We start from the raw sequence: 15,170 nt of genomic DNA on the forward strand, positions 1-15,170 counted from the left end.
GGGTAAAAAAAGAGGCACAGAGGAGCGGTTCCCCAATGTGCCTCTGGGATTGCTTACCTATCGAAGCAGACTAACCTGCTTTCTGCGGAATCGACGCCACCATGCGAAGCGAGGCGGTCAATTCTTCCATTTGCAGCCAAGGACGCAGGTAGGCCACCGCGTTGTATGCACCGGGCTTGCCGGGCGTTTCGGTGACTTCCACACGTGCTTCGGCCAATGGCAAACGCGCTTTGACTTCGGCACTGGGGTGTTCGTCGGCACAAACGTAGTTGTGAATCCAGTCGTTCAGCCAACGCTCACAATCGTCGCGTTCCATGAACGAACCGATCTTGTCGCGAGCGATCACCTTCAGGTAATGCGCGAAGCGGGACGATGCCATGATGTACGGCAAGCGAGCCGAGATCTCGGAATTGGCCGTCGCATCGGGATCGTGGTACTGTTTTGGCTTCTGCGTTGTTTGACCACCGAAGAAGACCGAGTAGTCGGTATCCTTAAAGTGACAAAGCGAGAGGAAACCAAGCTTGCTCAATTCCGCTTCGCGACGATCGGTGATCGCCACTTCGGTCGGACACTTGACGCCTGAGTCGCCGTCGCTGCTCTTGAAAACGTGAACCGGCAGGCCTTCGACCTTACCGCCGTTTTCGACACCACGGATCGCGGTGCACCAACCGGTCTTGGCGAATGCGTCGGTCAACTTGGCACCCATCACGAATGCCGTGTTCATCCAGCAATACTCTTCGTGATCGACTTCGATCGGCTGACCACCAGGCCCCGTTTCGACTTCTTCGTAATTGAACTCTTCGATTGGCTTGGTCGCGGCACCGTAAGGCAAACGAGCCAAGGTCCGCGGCATGCACATCGTCACGAAGCGGGAATCTTCCGACTGACGGAACGAGTTCCACTTGATGTACTCTTGCGAATCGAAGATCTTCGCCAGGTCACGCGGCTTGGAAAGTTCTTCCCAGTCGTCGAAACCGAAGAACTCGGCACTTGGGGCCGTTAAGAACGGAGCAAACGCCGAAGCGGCCACACCGGACATCTTTTCCAGAGCGGCAATATCGTCCGGAGTGTTGTCCCATTCGTAGTTCCCGATCAGCGCACCGTAAGGCGTACCACCAGCCAAGCCGAATTCGCTCTCGTAAACCTTCTTGAAGAGCGTGCTCTGATCGAATTCGACCGCACGTTCCAGGTCCTTCGAGATATCCTTCTTGGAAGCGTTCAGCACACGCAGCTTAAGCATTTCGCCCGTTTCGCTGTTGCTGACTAGGTAATGCAAGCCGCGCCAACTGCCTTCCAGCTTTTGGAACTCAGAATGATGCATCACGGCTGCGAGTTGTTTCGAGACGGCGTCATCAATTGCTGCGATCCCTTGGTTGATCGTGCGAATGATGTCCTTATCGAAGGTGACGGTCCCCTTCATGGCCTCTTGGACCAGGGTTTCAATCAACTCCTTGGCTCGCGGCTGTTCGGTCTGCTTAGTCGCGGTGATCGCGGCATCCAGCAAACTGGTAGCCTCTTCGTTTTGTGCCGCCGATTGGGCGGATTGTTGTTCGCCTGCACTCATAATTAGCTATCCCCCTTGTCGGCATCACCCGTTTCACTAACGCCCAGTTCGCCGGCCAACTTCTTCAGCTGGTCTGCATCGTTCATGACCTGCTCCAGCAATGTTTCCAGATCGTCGCTACGATCGATCTTGGTCAACAGGTCGCGAAGATTATCGCGAGTGGCGAGCAGTTTCTTAAGCGGTTCGACTTGCTTGGCAACATTGGCTGGACTGAAATCGTCCATCGATTCGAACTTCAAGTTAACAGCCATTTGCGAGCCATCGTCGGCCAGCGTGTTGTCGACTCGCATGTTCAGTTCAGGACGAAAACGCTTCATCACATCGTCGATGTTATCGCGATCGATCTGGACGAACTTACGTTCTTTGAGCGGTTCCATTTTTTCAGACGGGTTGCCCGAGAAGTCCCCCATGACACCCACGACGAACGGAAGCTCTTTCTTTTCCATCGCGTCGCCCGTTTCCACGTCGTAAGTGATGTGGACGCGAGGTTTGCGAACGCGGTTGAGCCTCTTTTGATAACTTTCAGCCATCGTTTCCCCTCAATGTCAATTCTATTAGATGCGTCAGTGAAAAGCAGTTCGCAGCCCCAATGGACAGCACGCATCGTCACTGGCCAAGTTTGCCCAAACTTAAACCTGCCCTCAATTTCGGAAATATGCGGACAGATTTCAATCAATCAATGCAAGATATTAAAGGATTTTCATTAATATCCACTTTCGTCCTCGGGAATTGGAATCCCCGTTCGACGATGCAATTCGCCCATCGCGGTCTCGTCTCGTAGCAACTCTTTGAGCAGTTCAGGAAAGGGCATTTCAGCCCAACGCGCTGCCTGTTCTAACTTGAAATAGATAAACGATTGGGGTTCTGTCTTCCGAAAATACTCGGCCGCTTTGCGGATCAGCTTGATCGCATCGGCGCGACTTTGAATCGCACCAGCAGGTCCTTTCTGCTGAACGATCGTGCCTCCTTCTTCCGATTCTTCGCCCCCTTCCTCGGTCGTTTCGCCCACTTCATCCAATAGCAACTCGGACATTAACTGCTGAACCGTCGAGCGAATCGATTCCAACCGTTGGCGAAACGAAGTCATCGAGGGAGCGGTGTCTTCCCCGTACGAGTTCCGTAAACATCGCTCGTCCAGGTAGGTGCCCAGTTCGCGGATCGTATCGATCAGCGTATCGAGATCTTCGATCACGTTGTTCCAGTGATCGCGAGATGTCGCGCGAAATGAGTCGTCGAAGGTGTGACGTTCAACCGCGCCATCCGCGATTCGTCGTTGCTTGTCATCCGCATCCATACCATCGATGCGGTTGGCTTCATTGAAATCAAAGAGGGAGTAGGTCCCCCCTCCACCGTTTGTCAGCGGAAGATTATCAAGCACGCCGTACGAGCGATCGCTCATTAAACCGGTCAACTGCGAGACCGTTTCGGCATAGCCTTCATCTTCGTCTGGTTCTGGGTGAATGTTGTCCCAGTAGCGACGACAAATCTCCAGCATCAGCTTGAAGCCATCCCGCAGTCCCGGGATACCGTCAATTCGCATGACGGCTTCAATCAACCAGGAAGCGACCGAAACGTCCTTGGAATAGCTGGACAGAATGTGAATCGAACGATCACGGACTTCTTCCCATTCGGGATCTTTCAGGTCCGGGAACTCCTCGTCCGGAAATGCCATGGCGGTTTCGATATCGCGCTCGGCCTTGTTCGACTGATTAAAGACCTCGCGCAGATCGAAAAACTCGTTGGCATGCTCAGAGCCACGAAGCTCCACGCCGCTCGGGCTTTCCTCCGAGATCGGACTGGACAGCGCTTCAATATCGAGTACTTGTGGAAATGCCATGGCGGTTCATCTCGAACGGATTGGGGAACAAATTCGCCGCGAAAGTATAAGTGTCAATCTAGGAACTTCAACTAATTTATTCCGGCGGAATGGGTTCGGCCGAATCGTCGTCAGAAGTCTCCTTACCCTCTTTCTCGGCAATCCTCACTGGTGCGAATCATTCCGATCGATTTAATCGCTACGCTTTAACGTCTCTTATCTATCTGTCTACGTCGTCTGACGCAGAGCCCGGGCCAGTCGCTCCAAAATGGCTTGATGCAACCGGCTAGCCCACGACTTGCTTTTTCCCAGCCGGTCGGCGGCTTCCTTGAGGCTACAGCCCTCGTAGTAGGTCATCCGAATCAGTTCCTGCTCGTGCGGAGCCAACGTTTTGAGCAGTTTCTGCAGCAGGGCTTGAATCTCTTGGTTTTCCAACTGATCGGCCGGCTGCTGCGTTTTCGCATCGGCAACGGCCTGAAACGCGTGCTGCGTTTCTTCACCATGACTGGCCAGATAGACAATGGCGAGCTTTTCGGTCAAATTGCCCAGCCATTTCGCGTTTTCCTGGGCAGACGCAGTCGGCGAACTGCCAGCTGCCGCATCGGCTTGCAGCGTATCAGCGGCCATTTGCTGATACTTGTTCTGCATCCGGGCAGCGTGGGAATTCCAACTCATCTTCGAGATGCCGTCGTAAATGGCACCGCGGATACGATAGTACGCGAAGGTCGAGAAGCTGGCGCCTTTATCATCCTCGAAGGACTGGGCGGCCTCGGCCAGGCCAAGCTGCCCATAGGCAATCAGATCGTCCATTCCAATCTGCGGCGGCAGCTTCCGGTGGATTGACTTCGCCAGAGAGATAACAAGTCCCTGGTTGTCTTGAATGCGTTGCTCGAGTTGGGTCGCTTCAGCGGTCATGGCTTAACTCAACTGGGACCATAGGAGTCGCATACGTTCACTTGCCACCGGATCCTCGACCAGTGACTGGGCGATGGTCGAGGCCATCGTGAGGACCTTATCACTCTTCAGCGGAAGATCTGGGTAGCGACGCTTGAGCAGAGCTAAGACAAAACGAGTGATCATATCGATCTCACTCGGCTTGGCTTGGGGGTTATTGCTTTGCAGATACTTGATCGTCTCGAGAACGTCATCGGCCTGTCCAGAATCAGCCGTCCGACGCAGAACGTCATCCATCGACCAAGGGTTCTCGGCATTCTCTTTCCGAGATTGGTCGTCACTAGACGATTCGGAATTCCACCCGTTGGAACTCATACTTCCCCCATGTATTTAGTCAGACCGCTCGATTTCGGTGCGGCCGTGTGCGGAGATAATTTGCTCAGGCAACCCCCATCGCCTGAACACTCCACCTTCTGTGAGTATACCAGCCAGCAAAATCATTCCAATCGGTTCACGTTGCAATCAGCTTAATTGCTATCGTCATCGGCTGAGTTTGACGGTTACGAAAGTGATACGCCGAAAAAAGTGGATGCTAGCCGTTGATTGCATGATAGCGTTTCTAACAGATCCTCAGAAAGTACGGGTTTTATTGAGTTTACAAATTGCCACAGCCGAAAATGAACCAGGAGGATTCAACCCATAAGCGTGGTGCTATTGACCCAGCCGGCTTTACCCAGAGCCGGAGATAGCACCAGCGAGTCCTCGCGAAAACGACCGTACTCGTTTTACGACGGCCTGTTTGCCCGCACGATCGACCCAGGAGGGAACTAGCGATGCTACGTCGCTATACGCATTGGATAGTAGTTCTTAGCACCTGCATGACGACTGGTCTCAGCGGCTGTTTGCACCCATGCTGGAATAACTACGACTGCCCAGATCCGCCTGCATACGATGAATGCCTCATCTCAGAATATGCTGAACGCGGTCTGAAGATCGAAGACCCTGTCCCGAGCGTCTGCGAGGACGAAGACTGGCTTGAGATTCCAGATTCGCCCGATGCGATCAATCCGGACAATATCGATCTCGAGGCAGGCTACTGGGATCTCTCCCTGGAAGAAGCCGTCCGTCTGGCTTTGCAGAACTCGCAAGTCATGAAAGATCTCGGAGGCGTCCTGCGTAGCCCCGAAGCCCTCGTCTCGATGTACGATCCGGCTATTGTGTACACCGACGGCCGCTTCGGTGAAGAAGCCGCTCTGAGTGCTTTCGACGCCACATTTGGTGCCAGTGCTTACTTTGAAGCCAACGATCGCCGCGTGAATAACTTCACGGTGGGTGACGATGGTTTCTTCCAACAAGATCTGCACAACTACGAAGTTAACCTGAGCAAGCGTAACGCGACCGGTGGTTTGGTGTCGTTGCGTGGGATCACTCAGTACGACTATAACAACAACCCACAAAAGGTCTTCAGTGCCGGGTGGGACACCTACATCGATGCCGAAATGCGTCAGCCATTACTGCAAGGTGCCGGCGTCATGTTCAACCGCATCGCAGGCCCCAACGGCGAGCCTGGCTTTGCCAACGGTGTCTTGATCGCACGCACCCGTACCGACATCAGCCTGGCTGATTTCGAGATCGCCGTCCGCAACCTGGTCAGCGATGTCGAAAACGCCTACTGGGACTTGTTCTTCGCTTACCGCGACCTGGACGTCAAAATCAACGCACGTAACAACGTGTTGGAAGTTTGGAAGAAGGCCTACGCCAACGTCGAAGCTGACAAGAAGTCGGCCGACACGGAAGCCCAAGCTCGCGAACAGTACTTCCGCTTTGAAGTCGAAGTGGTCAACGCTTTGAATGGTCGTCTGGTCGAACGTACCCGTGACAACAACGGTTCGCTCGGCGGTACGTTCAACAACCCAGGTGGTGTCCGCGTCTGTGAACGCCGCTTGCGATTCATGATGGGTCTCACCCAGACCAACGGCCGCCTGATCCGTCCGGTTACCGAAGCCCCAGTCGCCAAGGTTAACTTCGACTGGAATGCCGTAGCCATGGAAGCACTTGCTCGCCGCCCCGAACTGCGTCGTCAGAAGTGGGTTATCAAGCAGCGTGAACTCGAACTGCTGGCCAACCGCAACTTCCTGATGCCTAACCTGGACCTGATTGCTCGCTACCGTCAACGTGGCTTCGGGCCTTCGCTTTCGGACGAAAGCAACATTCCCGGCGAACAGGGTGCCCTGCAAAGCCTGACCAGTGGCGACTTTGCTGAATACCAACTCGGTGTCGAATTCGAGATGCCAATCGGCTTCCGCCGTGCTCACTCGGCGGTTCGCAGCAGCGAACTGGCTTTGGCACGAGCTCGGGCGATCAAGGAAGAACAAGAAAAGCAGATCATGTACGGCCTCTCGAATACCTACGCGGAAATTCAGCGTGCCTACGAGATCATGGAACTGTTGTTCAATCGTCGCGAAGCTGCCAACGCTCAAGAGGCAACCGTCCGAGCAAGCTACGAAGCCGGCAAGGCTCCGATCGACCTGCTCTTGGAAGCCCAACGTCGTGTGATCGACTCGAGTGCCTTGTTCAACCAGGCCCGTATCGACTACGCCCTGGCCGTCAAGAACATGCACTTCGAGAAGGGCTCGCTGCTCGAGTTCTATCAGATCTCGCTGGCTGAAGGCCCATGGCCACAAAAGGCATACAACGACGCTCTGATGCGTGACCTCAACAAGCGTGCCGCTCACCACAACTACGTGGTCAACGAAGCCGTGATTGGTCAGCCGAAGCAATCGGGCAACACGCTGGTCGCTAAGCCAGTCGATGGCGAAGTGGCTCCATCGGTCGAGAAGATCGACGTGCCAACGCCTGCCGAAGTGGACGTAGCCCCTACAGCACGGACCAGTTCCTTGCCGGTACTGACCAACCCGCTACGATCGGCTTCGACCAACACCGGCGGACTGATTAAACCAGCCGGTCACTCGGCCGCTCCGGTTGAACGTGCTACCCCAGCACCGATCATCCGAGCCGCCGAAGCCAAGTCCACCGAGAACTTCTCCTTCGGGGGTGAAACCCCACGAGAAGCCATCTGGCTGCACTAAACCTCGACATCGAGTCGGTGATCTATTTAGAAGCCCGAGTCACTGCGAAAGTGACTCGGGCTTTTTTATGCGCGGTGAGATAGCGCGAAACGCACCGATCAAGACCTCGCCTTACTTCCCGATCAGGTATTCCAATCGGCGATCCAATTCGCCGCGATTCCCCTGCAAGTGTTTGAAGTCGGATCGTTTGAAGTTGAATTCGTAGCCGGGCTGGCCATCCTGCAGAAGAACGACCGTGTTCAAAATCAGGTTCGCTTCGGTTGCCGTCTCAGCGTCTGCGATGGACTTCTTCAGCACAGCGACCGGGTTCACCCCGGAATGCAATGCGAGAAACTCCGCAGCACGGACACGAACCAGGTTCTCCGAGTCGTTCGTCGCGATCGCTTCCAACTGCTTGCTAAGGGCCAATGCCGACTTGCCGTGCGACGTGCAGGCAATCACGCCCCAGTAACGCTGCCATGGATCGGACGATCCCAGAGCTTCTTCCAACTGCGGACGAGCTTCGTCAAACGAGAGAACCTCGAGGTTGGCAACCTCAAGCAATTTGGCAATCTCGCCTTTGTGCTGCTGACCAAACGCCACGGGATTATCCGCTGCATTGGCTGCCAGGTAGCTTTCTGGATAGAAGCCGAGATCAGGCATGCCACTCAGAATGGTATTCAAACGACCTCGCAATTCAGCCAAGGCCTTGGCATGCTGTGGGTCATCGGCCAGGTTCTTCGTTTCGTAGGGATCGGCCTCGACGTCGAAAAGCATCTCGGCCGGACGTGTCTCGAAGAACTGGGCCTGAACCTCGTTCAACTTGCCCGCATCGTAAAGCTCGCGCCACTCGCGGTAGGCTACCATCTTGTACCGATAGTTATTCATCAGCCCATCGAAATTAAAGGGCTGAAAATTGCGGACGTAGCGGTACTTTCCTTTGCGAATCGTCCGAACAACATCGTACTTTTCGTCAAAGCGGTCGGCGTACCCGAACGACTCATCCGTTTCCATCAGCTGCTGGTCACCAAGTGCCAGGAAGGCATGACCATCAATCCCGTCCGGAATCTTGGCTCCCGCAAGATTCAGCACGGTGGGTCCAAAGTCCACGAAGCTGACAAACGATTGAATACGGCTTCCGATCTTCTCCGGCACTTGATCGCGAAACTTTTCCGGCACACGGACGACCAGCGGGATATGCAGCCCGGTCTCGTAGGCATAGCCTTTGCCGCGGGGAAGCACGCCACCATGGTCGCCGAAGTAAAAGATGAAAGTGCTCTCAAGCAGGCCATCTTGCTTCAGCTGATCGACAAGTTGACCGATCTGTTTATCAACGTCCTGAATACGATCGTGGTAACGGGCATAGGTATACTTGAATGTCTTGGTCTTAGGATGATGCGGGGGAATAAAGACGGTTTCCGGATCGGTGTTGGTTGGCTTGTCTTCAATATCCTTCGCTGGAAAGTGAAGCGAACTTTCGTGCGTGGTCGTAAACGTCTGCACATGAAAGAACGGTTGGCCCGGTTTGCGATTTCTCCAGGTCGCCTTGCGCGACGAATCATTCCACACGTCGGCAGACTTCTTCGCGTTGTAGTCTTCCTTGCTGTTGTTGGTCGTGTAGTAGCCTACTTCCTGCAGATAGGCCGGAAACATCTTCAGACCCTCAGGCATCGGCACCATGAAGCTTTTACGATGATGGAACGTCCCGATACGTGGGGCATAGCAGGAAGTTATCAACGTCGTCCGGGCCACGCTACATACCGGAGCATTCGAGAAGGCATGCTCGTACACGAGACCTTGTTCGGCGAGTGCTTCGATATTGGGTGCAGGAGCACCGGTGGGATCGAACATCTTGAGGAAGTGGCTCGAGTTGTCCTCAGACATGATCCACAAAAAGTTGGGCTTCTCGGCAGCAAACAGAGAACCTCCAAACAGCAGCATGAAAAGTACGCTCAACAGACCGCGCAGCATGACTTTATCTCCGGGGGGTAAGAATCGAGGTCATTTCATCATAGCACGACGCCGGGGCAATCTCGAACTCATCCGACTCGCTCGACGATGAAAAACGCGTAGCCGTATTGCGATCCGAACTGGTCGTACATCCTCATCTCTTCTTGTAGCATGTGATCGATTATTCCGGCATTTTCCGGGTCAGAATGCTCAGATTTCCATTTCGGCAAGCGTTCTCTCAGCGGTCGGTAGTAGTTCTGCCAGTCGCGATCCGGAAAGATAAAATCGCCGACGATCTGGTATCCTTGCGACAAGAATAATTTGCGAATGTCGTCAGGGTAACAAAGCGTAACGCCTTGATTGCTCCAGTATTCTTGAACTTCCGCGTCCGGATTAGGATCGATCCACACCAAGTCGCTCAGAGCAATTCGCCCTCCTGGGGGCAGTAGATCACGCCACAGTGTCAATGCGTTCTCGACCCCAATGCAGTAGACAGATCCTTCGCACCAAATCAAATCGAACTGTGTACCCGCAGGCCAAGCGGCGTCCATGCTTTGCTCTCGAACTTCGACTTGCTGGCCGACCCCGGCCTGATGGGCCTTTTGCTTCAGCTGCGAAAGAAAGGGATCGCAGTTATCGATTGCGATGACCACGGCACCACTCAACTGGGCAAGTGCGATCGTGGAGACTCCGCTTCCGCATCCAAACTCAACGATCGTCCGAATGTCGTGATCTTGCGCAGCAATTTGAAATGCCTGAGCCGTCGTTTCCTGACTGCCAGGCGACATCCGCTCGAGCCCCAGGAATAAGTCGATCATCGCTTCCATCGGCCATTCTCCGATAAGCCTCTATCCAGCATTCGTGGCGTCACCACGCCAACTCAAGCATGTCACTTTAGGCGACGCAGCTGTCGGTTCAAGTAACACGAGCTTCGCGTCCTCATATTGAACTCATTTTGCTTCCAATATTTCTTGGCCCATTTTTCCCGATAGGAAATCAGCTATTTCCGAGTGCCACGATGGTAGTTTGCATACTAACCATTCTCAGGTGCCTACGCATCCATGGTTAGGCATAGGTGTTGCTCTTCATGCACAGCTTGCGCGGGAAAGATTCATTACCCCATGAATTCTTCCTCCCCAAACGCCCATTTCCGAAGACAGATGCCACAGCAGAGAGGACATTAGAAGACGCATGACGACATTTTCCACCCCACGGAAATCGCCACGCACTGGTTTCACATTAGTAGAACTTTTGGTCGTGATTGCCATCATCGGAGTTTTGATCGCCCTGCTCTTGCCTGCCGTTCAACAGGCCCGCGAGGCGGCGCGGCGGATGCAGTGCAAGAACAACCTGAAGCAAATGGGCCTGGCTCTACACAACTATGTAGACACCTACCGTAAGTTGCCGATGGGCTGCACGGTTGACCTGTCCGTTTCCTCGACCGGCAACAATGGTTCCTGGGGCGTGCATGGCCGCATCCTCAATTTCCTGGAACAAGGCAATCTGTACGACCAGGTCGATATCACGACCGCGTGGGATTACCAGACCCCGATCGACGGATTAAAGATCCCTGGATACAGTTGCCCCAGCGACCCAGGCGCCGGCCGCGAACGTGACCCTGGCAGTGGCAAAGTCAAGCTGTGGCCGACGTCGTACGGTTTTAACTACGGAACCTGGTTCGTCTTCAATCCTGCCACACGCAAAGGTGGTGACGGGCTCTTCTACCCCAACTCCACGCTTTCATTTCGCGACGCAACCGATGGCTCATCGAACACCTTGCTTGCGGCCGAGGTGAAGGCCTGGACCCCTTACCGCCGCAATGCCGGACCGAACTCGACCAGCATTCCTAATACGATTTCCGACGCGGAAACCGAGATCGCTTCCGGCTCGGACGAGAAAAGCACAGGCCATACCGAATGGCCTGATGGTCGCGTGCACCACACCGGCTTTACCGCCACCATGACGCCCAACACCAAAACCGGCTGCACCATTGGCGGTACGGCCTACGAAGAGTGCGACTTCAACTCGTGGCAGGAAGGAAAAAATGGCAGCAGCGGTAGTCCGACCTATGCCATCGTCACCAGTCGCAGTTGGCACCCTGGCGTCGTCGATGTGGTAATGTTCGACGGCAGCAGTCGCTCGATTAGCGAAACAATTGACCTGACCACCTGGCGTAGCCTGGCAACGCGTGCCGGAGGGGAAGTCGTAAGCGAATTCTAAGCGAGAGTTCCCCAAACCCCTCTCGCTTAGTTATGCAAGAGCCGTAACCTGCTGCCCTGGGTGCGGCTCTTGCTTTTTCGAATCAGCTTGATTCCCTTACTCCTCGCTCGACGCCTCCATCGGAGCTTCTCCCTTAGGCGCCTCCTCCATCGGCTCGGTCTCCATCGGAGCCGGGTCCGTAGTCGCTGGGTCGGCGGCGGGTGGCTCTTCGGCTTCTGGCGCGGGATTCAGGTCGACGTAGATGGTTCGTTCTTCCACCTTGGTGACCTTGCCGAAGTCGATTTGTTCAACGAAGGCTTTCACATCCATCACCGGCCCAACGTTTACCGTGTAGGTATCGTTCATGTGGTAGCTACTGATGTAGTTGCTACTTCCGTCGGTCAGGGACTTGGCCTTCTCCGAGATCTTCTCGCGTTCTTCGCTTGTGCTCGTCCCTGAGATCTTCAGCGTGACCATGTTCTCGGTGGAGCAACCCAGGGAAGTGAGAAATGGCAAGACGAGCAGGCCGACAAGCAGTGCAAAGCGTTCACGTGGCATGGCGTTCTCCTGACGGTTAAGAACCAACAAAGCGAGCCAGGGCTCGCTAAAACTAGTTTGTATAAGTAATGAATACGGTTCGGTCTTCGATCTTGTCGACCTTGCCGAACTTTACCCGCTCGGCAAACTTCTGTGGATCAGCGACTGGCCCGAACTTGATCGTCAGCGGCTGCCCCGTGGACCAGCGCATCGACGTGTTATGGTTGCCTGGCAGGTCCGAGATTGTTTCAAGTTCGGCCTGGATCGCGTCCCGGGCTTCTTTAGAATCGGCCCCGGTAACCTTCAGGCGAATCTGCTCGGGCCCCAGCGGTTCGTCGGCCGGAGCACCACAGCCAGACTGCGTGGCAACGAGTAGCCCTACGGAAAGCAAACAAAATGAAAGAAGCTTGGCAGCGGCATGCATGGCCTGAGACCCTTGGAGGAGAGGATGGGATATCGCACTTATGAGCGATTCCATCTTACCCCAGCCAAGATCGCAATTAAATCAGAAAACGCACCGTGACGCCTATTGGTCCTGATGCCACGGCATGTACTCGCCAAAGGCAGAGTTCAGCGCGAAGCCAACCAGAATCAACAGGCACACACCGCCGATCAATGCGGCGATGTTGGCCGCGAATTCGGCGCCGGTGTTCTCTTCCAGGGCTTCCTGGTTCCAGTCGAGTTCGGCATCTTGCTCCATCACCTTGTACAGCACACTGCGGACAAATGCCTGACGATCGCCGGTGTCGCCGGTGGCCGCGAAATAGCACCCGGCAAACAGCAGCGAGTTGCCTGCCGCACGAGGATTCTTATCGGGCTCGAAGCCAAACGAGTTGGCGATAATGTTCGTCATGCACTCGCTGAACTTGCCACGAATCTTGCAAAGCAGCTCAAACAGCTTCGGATTACCAGGGCGACGGAGACCATCCTTTTCGCGGAACAGAAGATAGGTCCAGTCCTCGAACGCACCGGTGGCATGCTGCGAGACCGCTTCAAGCTGTTCGGCGATGGGCGGGTTCCAGACGTTAAAGCCTTTACCGAAACGCTGCTCCTTGGCACGCTTCTCGCCCACGCGTTTGATGAGTTCCAAAAAGCCTTGGGCGCTTTCCATTTCCGTGATCAGTGCCGTCACGGCGCAACGCAGGCGAGTCGTCGAACGGATCACGTCCAGGTCGCTTTGAACGGCCAATTGAATCGGCTCGCTGGAGTCTTCGATCATGTCGAACGGGATCGTGACGAGCAATCCATTGATCGGACAGACCGGACGACGGGCCTTGTTAATGAGCTTGCAGACGTACTTCAGGCGTTCCATCTGGTCGGTCAAGTCCGACTTCGACTGCCGCATGCCGGCCTTCGACATCGAGACCGCCTTGGCCGCGTCATCCGCCCCGAAATTCATCGTTTGTCCGCCGGCCATGCCTTGGCCGAAGTCCATAGTCGCCCCGACGCCTGCCTGCATGCTGGGTGGTGCTTCCATGAAGCGCTGTTCGTCTTCGTCCTCATCGGCCCCTAAGGTGTGATCCAGTTGTTCGGCAATCAAGCTTTGCTGACCCGCACCGGCGACAATCGTTTGGCCCCCGGGGATCTGCTGCGGCGATGGCGAAGACAACTGAGAATGCTTGCTGGCGCTATTCTTATAGCCGTCCGTCAGTGTCGATAGACAGGACGTTCCTGTCAGAAAGATGAAGATCGCGTCGGGATTCGCATACCAGTGCAAAGCCGCAGGGCCTTGGGCTGGGTCGGAAACATTGAAGCCGAAGCCCGAGGCCCGCATCAGGTTGCTGGCCCGGCGGTCGTCCGGATTTCCCAGCACCAGGAACAAAGGCGTGCTGCCCAAAGGAATCCCATGCTTTTCGAGTTCCGTCAGACCTTGCTTCCAGGCCTTATCGATATCGGGAAATTCCGACGAATCTTCTTCCAGCCAGATCTTTACGACGTAGTACGAGACAATCGGAATGACGATCATCAGCCCGAAAACGGTGAGCCCTGTCTTCCAGTCCAGTAGGTAGTCGGTCCACTGGGCCGAGGTGTCCGAGAATTGGAAGGTAATGCAGAACGATACCAACACGAAGAAAAGGAAGACGAACACCAACAGGGCGATTCGCGTGGGAAGCGTAATCCTCCCAAGACTACGTATGCCGGGGATGTTCGATGCCAGCGTATTAAACGCGGTGAACGGCAACGTAATGTAGTAAATCAGTTGGTAAACGAATGCCATCATAGGTCGAACCCTTGGTTCTCGAATCTTCAGTGCGAAGTCTTCAGTGTTCCGTTTTCAGCACGAGACAAGAAACATCTCTGATCGCTGAACCCTGAAAACTGAACACTGAAATCTAAGTTCTTACTTCATTCCGAACATCAAAAAGTATCCGACGCAAATCGCGACCATAATGACCGCGAACAGCGACATGTTGATCAGCTTGTTGTAGCCGGTCAGTGGAGGCGCCCCTTCGCCAGGTTCCGGGCGGTCCATGATGGGGCTACGACCGATCGCCAATTGCAGGGCCGAAGCCGTTTGCTTCGCCCAGGTATCCAGGTCGGCCGGCAAGCCATAGTGCTGCGTGTACTGCAGCGAGTGCGGGTGTCCATACAGGCCTCGGAAACCGAGCACCACGCACACGTAATAAACTTCCAACGCGTCCTTGTTGGGTAAGCTCTGAGCTTCTTTGGCCGCCACAAAGAAGTGCTCGAACGCTTTACCACTGTGGAAGCATTCAAACTCGAGGTCGTTATTCTGCCACCAGTTGGCCCCGTTCCACGGAGCGGTGATCAGCATCTGATCGATCCAGCCCACCAAGGCGTACTTGGCAAGTTCCCATTCAGCCGTCTGGCCCAGCAGGTTCTCCGCCGTATCGATTCGCTTCTTCACACGAATCCGCTCCTGGCTTGGATCCAACGAATTCCCATCCCGTTCGATGCGATCCAACAGATCAAGCATGCACAGGAAAATGGGATCAACCGCTTTGGCAAACTTTGGAGTCATTGAATTTCAGCGTTCAGTTTTCGGTTTTCAGTTTTCAGCCAGAGAAGAACGACGTCATGCCCAGTGAACGTATTCCTCTCTTGTTGTTTCTCTCCCTTAAGGAGAGAAAACGGCAGCTCGCAAGGCGAACCTGGGTGGTCTTCAGTTCACCGTGTTCAA

13 protein-coding genes are annotated in these 15,170 nt (G+C 54.7%); 2 read left to right on the plus strand and 11 right to left on the minus strand.

All coding sequences use genetic code 11. The features are described from left to right. Positions 1-70 precede the first annotated feature (70 nt). The 5 genes from tssC to PSR63_RS06795 form a co-directional block, all read right to left on the minus strand. Positions 71-1,564, minus strand: coding sequence for a type VI secretion system contractile sheath large subunit (tssC, locus tag PSR63_RS06775; RefSeq protein WP_274331847.1), 1,494 nt, complete (start codon positions 1,562-1,564; stop codon positions 71-73). A 2-nt stretch (positions 1,565-1,566) separates the two neighbouring features. Next, the gene (gene tssB, locus PSR63_RS06780) at positions 1,567-2,094 is read right to left on the minus strand and encodes a type VI secretion system contractile sheath small subunit (RefSeq protein ID WP_274331849.1); all 528 of its coding nucleotides are present in this window, start codon (positions 2,092-2,094) and stop codon (positions 1,567-1,569) included. 173 nt (positions 2,095-2,267) lie between these two features. Next, positions 2,268-3,401 carry a type VI secretion system protein TssA gene (gene tssA, locus PSR63_RS06785; RefSeq protein ID WP_274331851.1) on the minus strand — a complete coding sequence of 378 codons (1,134 nt, stop codon included), beginning with the start codon at positions 3,399-3,401 and terminating at the stop codon, positions 2,268-2,270. Positions 3,402-3,608: 207 nt separating this feature from the next. Next, positions 3,609-4,295 carry a sigma-70 family RNA polymerase sigma factor gene (locus tag PSR63_RS06790; RefSeq protein ID WP_274331852.1) on the minus strand — a complete coding sequence of 229 codons (687 nt, stop codon included), beginning with the start codon at positions 4,293-4,295 and terminating at the stop codon, positions 3,609-3,611. 3 nt (positions 4,296-4,298) lie between these two features. Continuing rightward, the gene (locus tag PSR63_RS06795; protein ID WP_274331854.1) at positions 4,299-4,649 is read right to left on the minus strand and encodes a hypothetical protein; all 351 of its coding nucleotides are present in this window, start codon (positions 4,647-4,649) and stop codon (positions 4,299-4,301) included. Between the two features lie 458 nt (positions 4,650-5,107). Between PSR63_RS06795 and PSR63_RS06800 the strand changes: the two genes are divergently transcribed. Continuing rightward, complete coding sequence (locus PSR63_RS06800) at positions 5,108-7,363, plus strand: TolC family protein (RefSeq protein ID WP_274331855.1); 2,256 nt, start codon at positions 5,108-5,110, stop codon at positions 7,361-7,363. 111 nt (positions 7,364-7,474) lie between these two features. On the opposite strand, the gene PSR63_RS06805 is transcribed toward PSR63_RS06800, so the two are convergent. Both PSR63_RS06805 and PSR63_RS06810 read right to left on the minus strand, forming a co-directional pair. After that, positions 7,475-9,313, minus strand: coding sequence for a sulfatase family protein (locus PSR63_RS06805; RefSeq protein ID WP_274331857.1), 1,839 nt, complete (start codon positions 9,311-9,313; stop codon positions 7,475-7,477). Between the two features lie 68 nt (positions 9,314-9,381). Then, entirely contained in the window at positions 9,382-10,119 is a 738-nt protein-coding gene (locus PSR63_RS06810; RefSeq protein ID WP_274331859.1) for an SAM-dependent methyltransferase, read from the minus strand. Between the two features lie 364 nt (positions 10,120-10,483). Here PSR63_RS06810 and PSR63_RS06815 point away from each other — a divergent pair, with 364 nt between their 5' ends. After that, the gene (locus PSR63_RS06815; protein WP_274331861.1) at positions 10,484-11,512 is read left to right on the plus strand and encodes a DUF1559 domain-containing protein; all 1,029 of its coding nucleotides are present in this window, start codon (positions 10,484-10,486) and stop codon (positions 11,510-11,512) included. Between the two features lie 96 nt (positions 11,513-11,608). Here PSR63_RS06815 and PSR63_RS06820 read toward each other — a convergent pair whose 3' ends face one another. The 4 genes from PSR63_RS06820 to PSR63_RS06835 all read right to left on the minus strand — a co-directional run bounded on the left by PSR63_RS06820 (position 11,609) and on the right by PSR63_RS06835 (position 15,011). Beyond that, positions 11,609-12,049 (minus strand): hypothetical protein, encoded by a 441-nt coding sequence (locus tag PSR63_RS06820; protein ID WP_274331863.1) that lies wholly within the window; start codon positions 12,047-12,049, stop codon positions 11,609-11,611. A gap of 52 nt (positions 12,050-12,101) precedes the next feature. After that, positions 12,102-12,452, minus strand: a complete 351-nt coding sequence (locus tag PSR63_RS06825) for a hypothetical protein (RefSeq protein WP_274331865.1) — start codon at positions 12,450-12,452, stop codon at positions 12,102-12,104. Positions 12,453-12,554: 102 nt separating this feature from the next. Beyond that, entirely contained in the window at positions 12,555-14,249 is a 1,695-nt protein-coding gene (locus PSR63_RS06830) for a type VI secretion protein IcmF/TssM N-terminal domain-containing protein (protein ID WP_274331867.1), read from the minus strand. 120 nt (positions 14,250-14,369) lie between these two features. Continuing rightward, the gene (locus PSR63_RS06835; RefSeq protein ID WP_274331869.1) at positions 14,370-15,011 is read right to left on the minus strand and encodes a DotU family type IV/VI secretion system protein; all 642 of its coding nucleotides are present in this window, start codon (positions 15,009-15,011) and stop codon (positions 14,370-14,372) included. Between the last annotated feature and the right edge of the window lie 159 nt (positions 15,012-15,170).

It is taken from the genome of Bremerella sp. P1 (assembly GCF_028748185.1).
Classification (GTDB): domain Bacteria; phylum Planctomycetota; class Planctomycetia; order Pirellulales; family Pirellulaceae; genus Bremerella.

Bases quoted from the DNA above. Each gene is read 5' to 3' on its own strand.
- tssC (WP_274331847.1), bottom strand. From the start codon at position 1,564: ATGAGTGCAGGCGAACAACAATCCGCCCAATCGGCGGCACAAAACGAA.
- tssB (WP_274331849.1), bottom strand. From the start codon at position 2,094: ATGGCTGAAAGTTATCAAAAGAGGCTCAACCGCGTTCGCAAACCTCGC.
- tssA (WP_274331851.1), bottom strand. From the start codon at position 3,401: ATGGCATTTCCACAAGTACTCGATATTGAAGCGCTGTCCAGTCCGATC.
- PSR63_RS06790 (WP_274331852.1), bottom strand. From the start codon at position 4,295: ATGACCGCTGAAGCGACCCAACTCGAGCAACGCATTCAAGACAACCAG.
- PSR63_RS06795 (WP_274331854.1), bottom strand. From the start codon at position 4,649: ATGAGTTCCAACGGGTGGAATTCCGAATCGTCTAGTGACGACCAATCT.
- PSR63_RS06800 (WP_274331855.1), top strand. From the start codon at position 5,108: ATGCTACGTCGCTATACGCATTGGATAGTAGTTCTTAGCACCTGCATG.
- PSR63_RS06805 (WP_274331857.1), bottom strand. From the start codon at position 9,313: ATGCTGCGCGGTCTGTTGAGCGTACTTTTCATGCTGCTGTTTGGAGGT.
- PSR63_RS06810 (WP_274331859.1), bottom strand. From the start codon at position 10,119: ATGGAAGCGATGATCGACTTATTCCTGGGGCTCGAGCGGATGTCGCCT.
- PSR63_RS06815 (WP_274331861.1), top strand. From the start codon at position 10,484: ATGACGACATTTTCCACCCCACGGAAATCGCCACGCACTGGTTTCACA.
- PSR63_RS06820 (WP_274331863.1), bottom strand. From the start codon at position 12,049: ATGCCACGTGAACGCTTTGCACTGCTTGTCGGCCTGCTCGTCTTGCCA.
- PSR63_RS06825 (WP_274331865.1), bottom strand. From the start codon at position 12,452: ATGCATGCCGCTGCCAAGCTTCTTTCATTTTGTTTGCTTTCCGTAGGG.
- PSR63_RS06830 (WP_274331867.1), bottom strand. From the start codon at position 14,249: ATGATGGCATTCGTTTACCAACTGATTTACTACATTACGTTGCCGTTC.
- PSR63_RS06835 (WP_274331869.1), bottom strand. From the start codon at position 15,011: ATGACTCCAAAGTTTGCCAAAGCGGTTGATCCCATTTTCCTGTGCATG.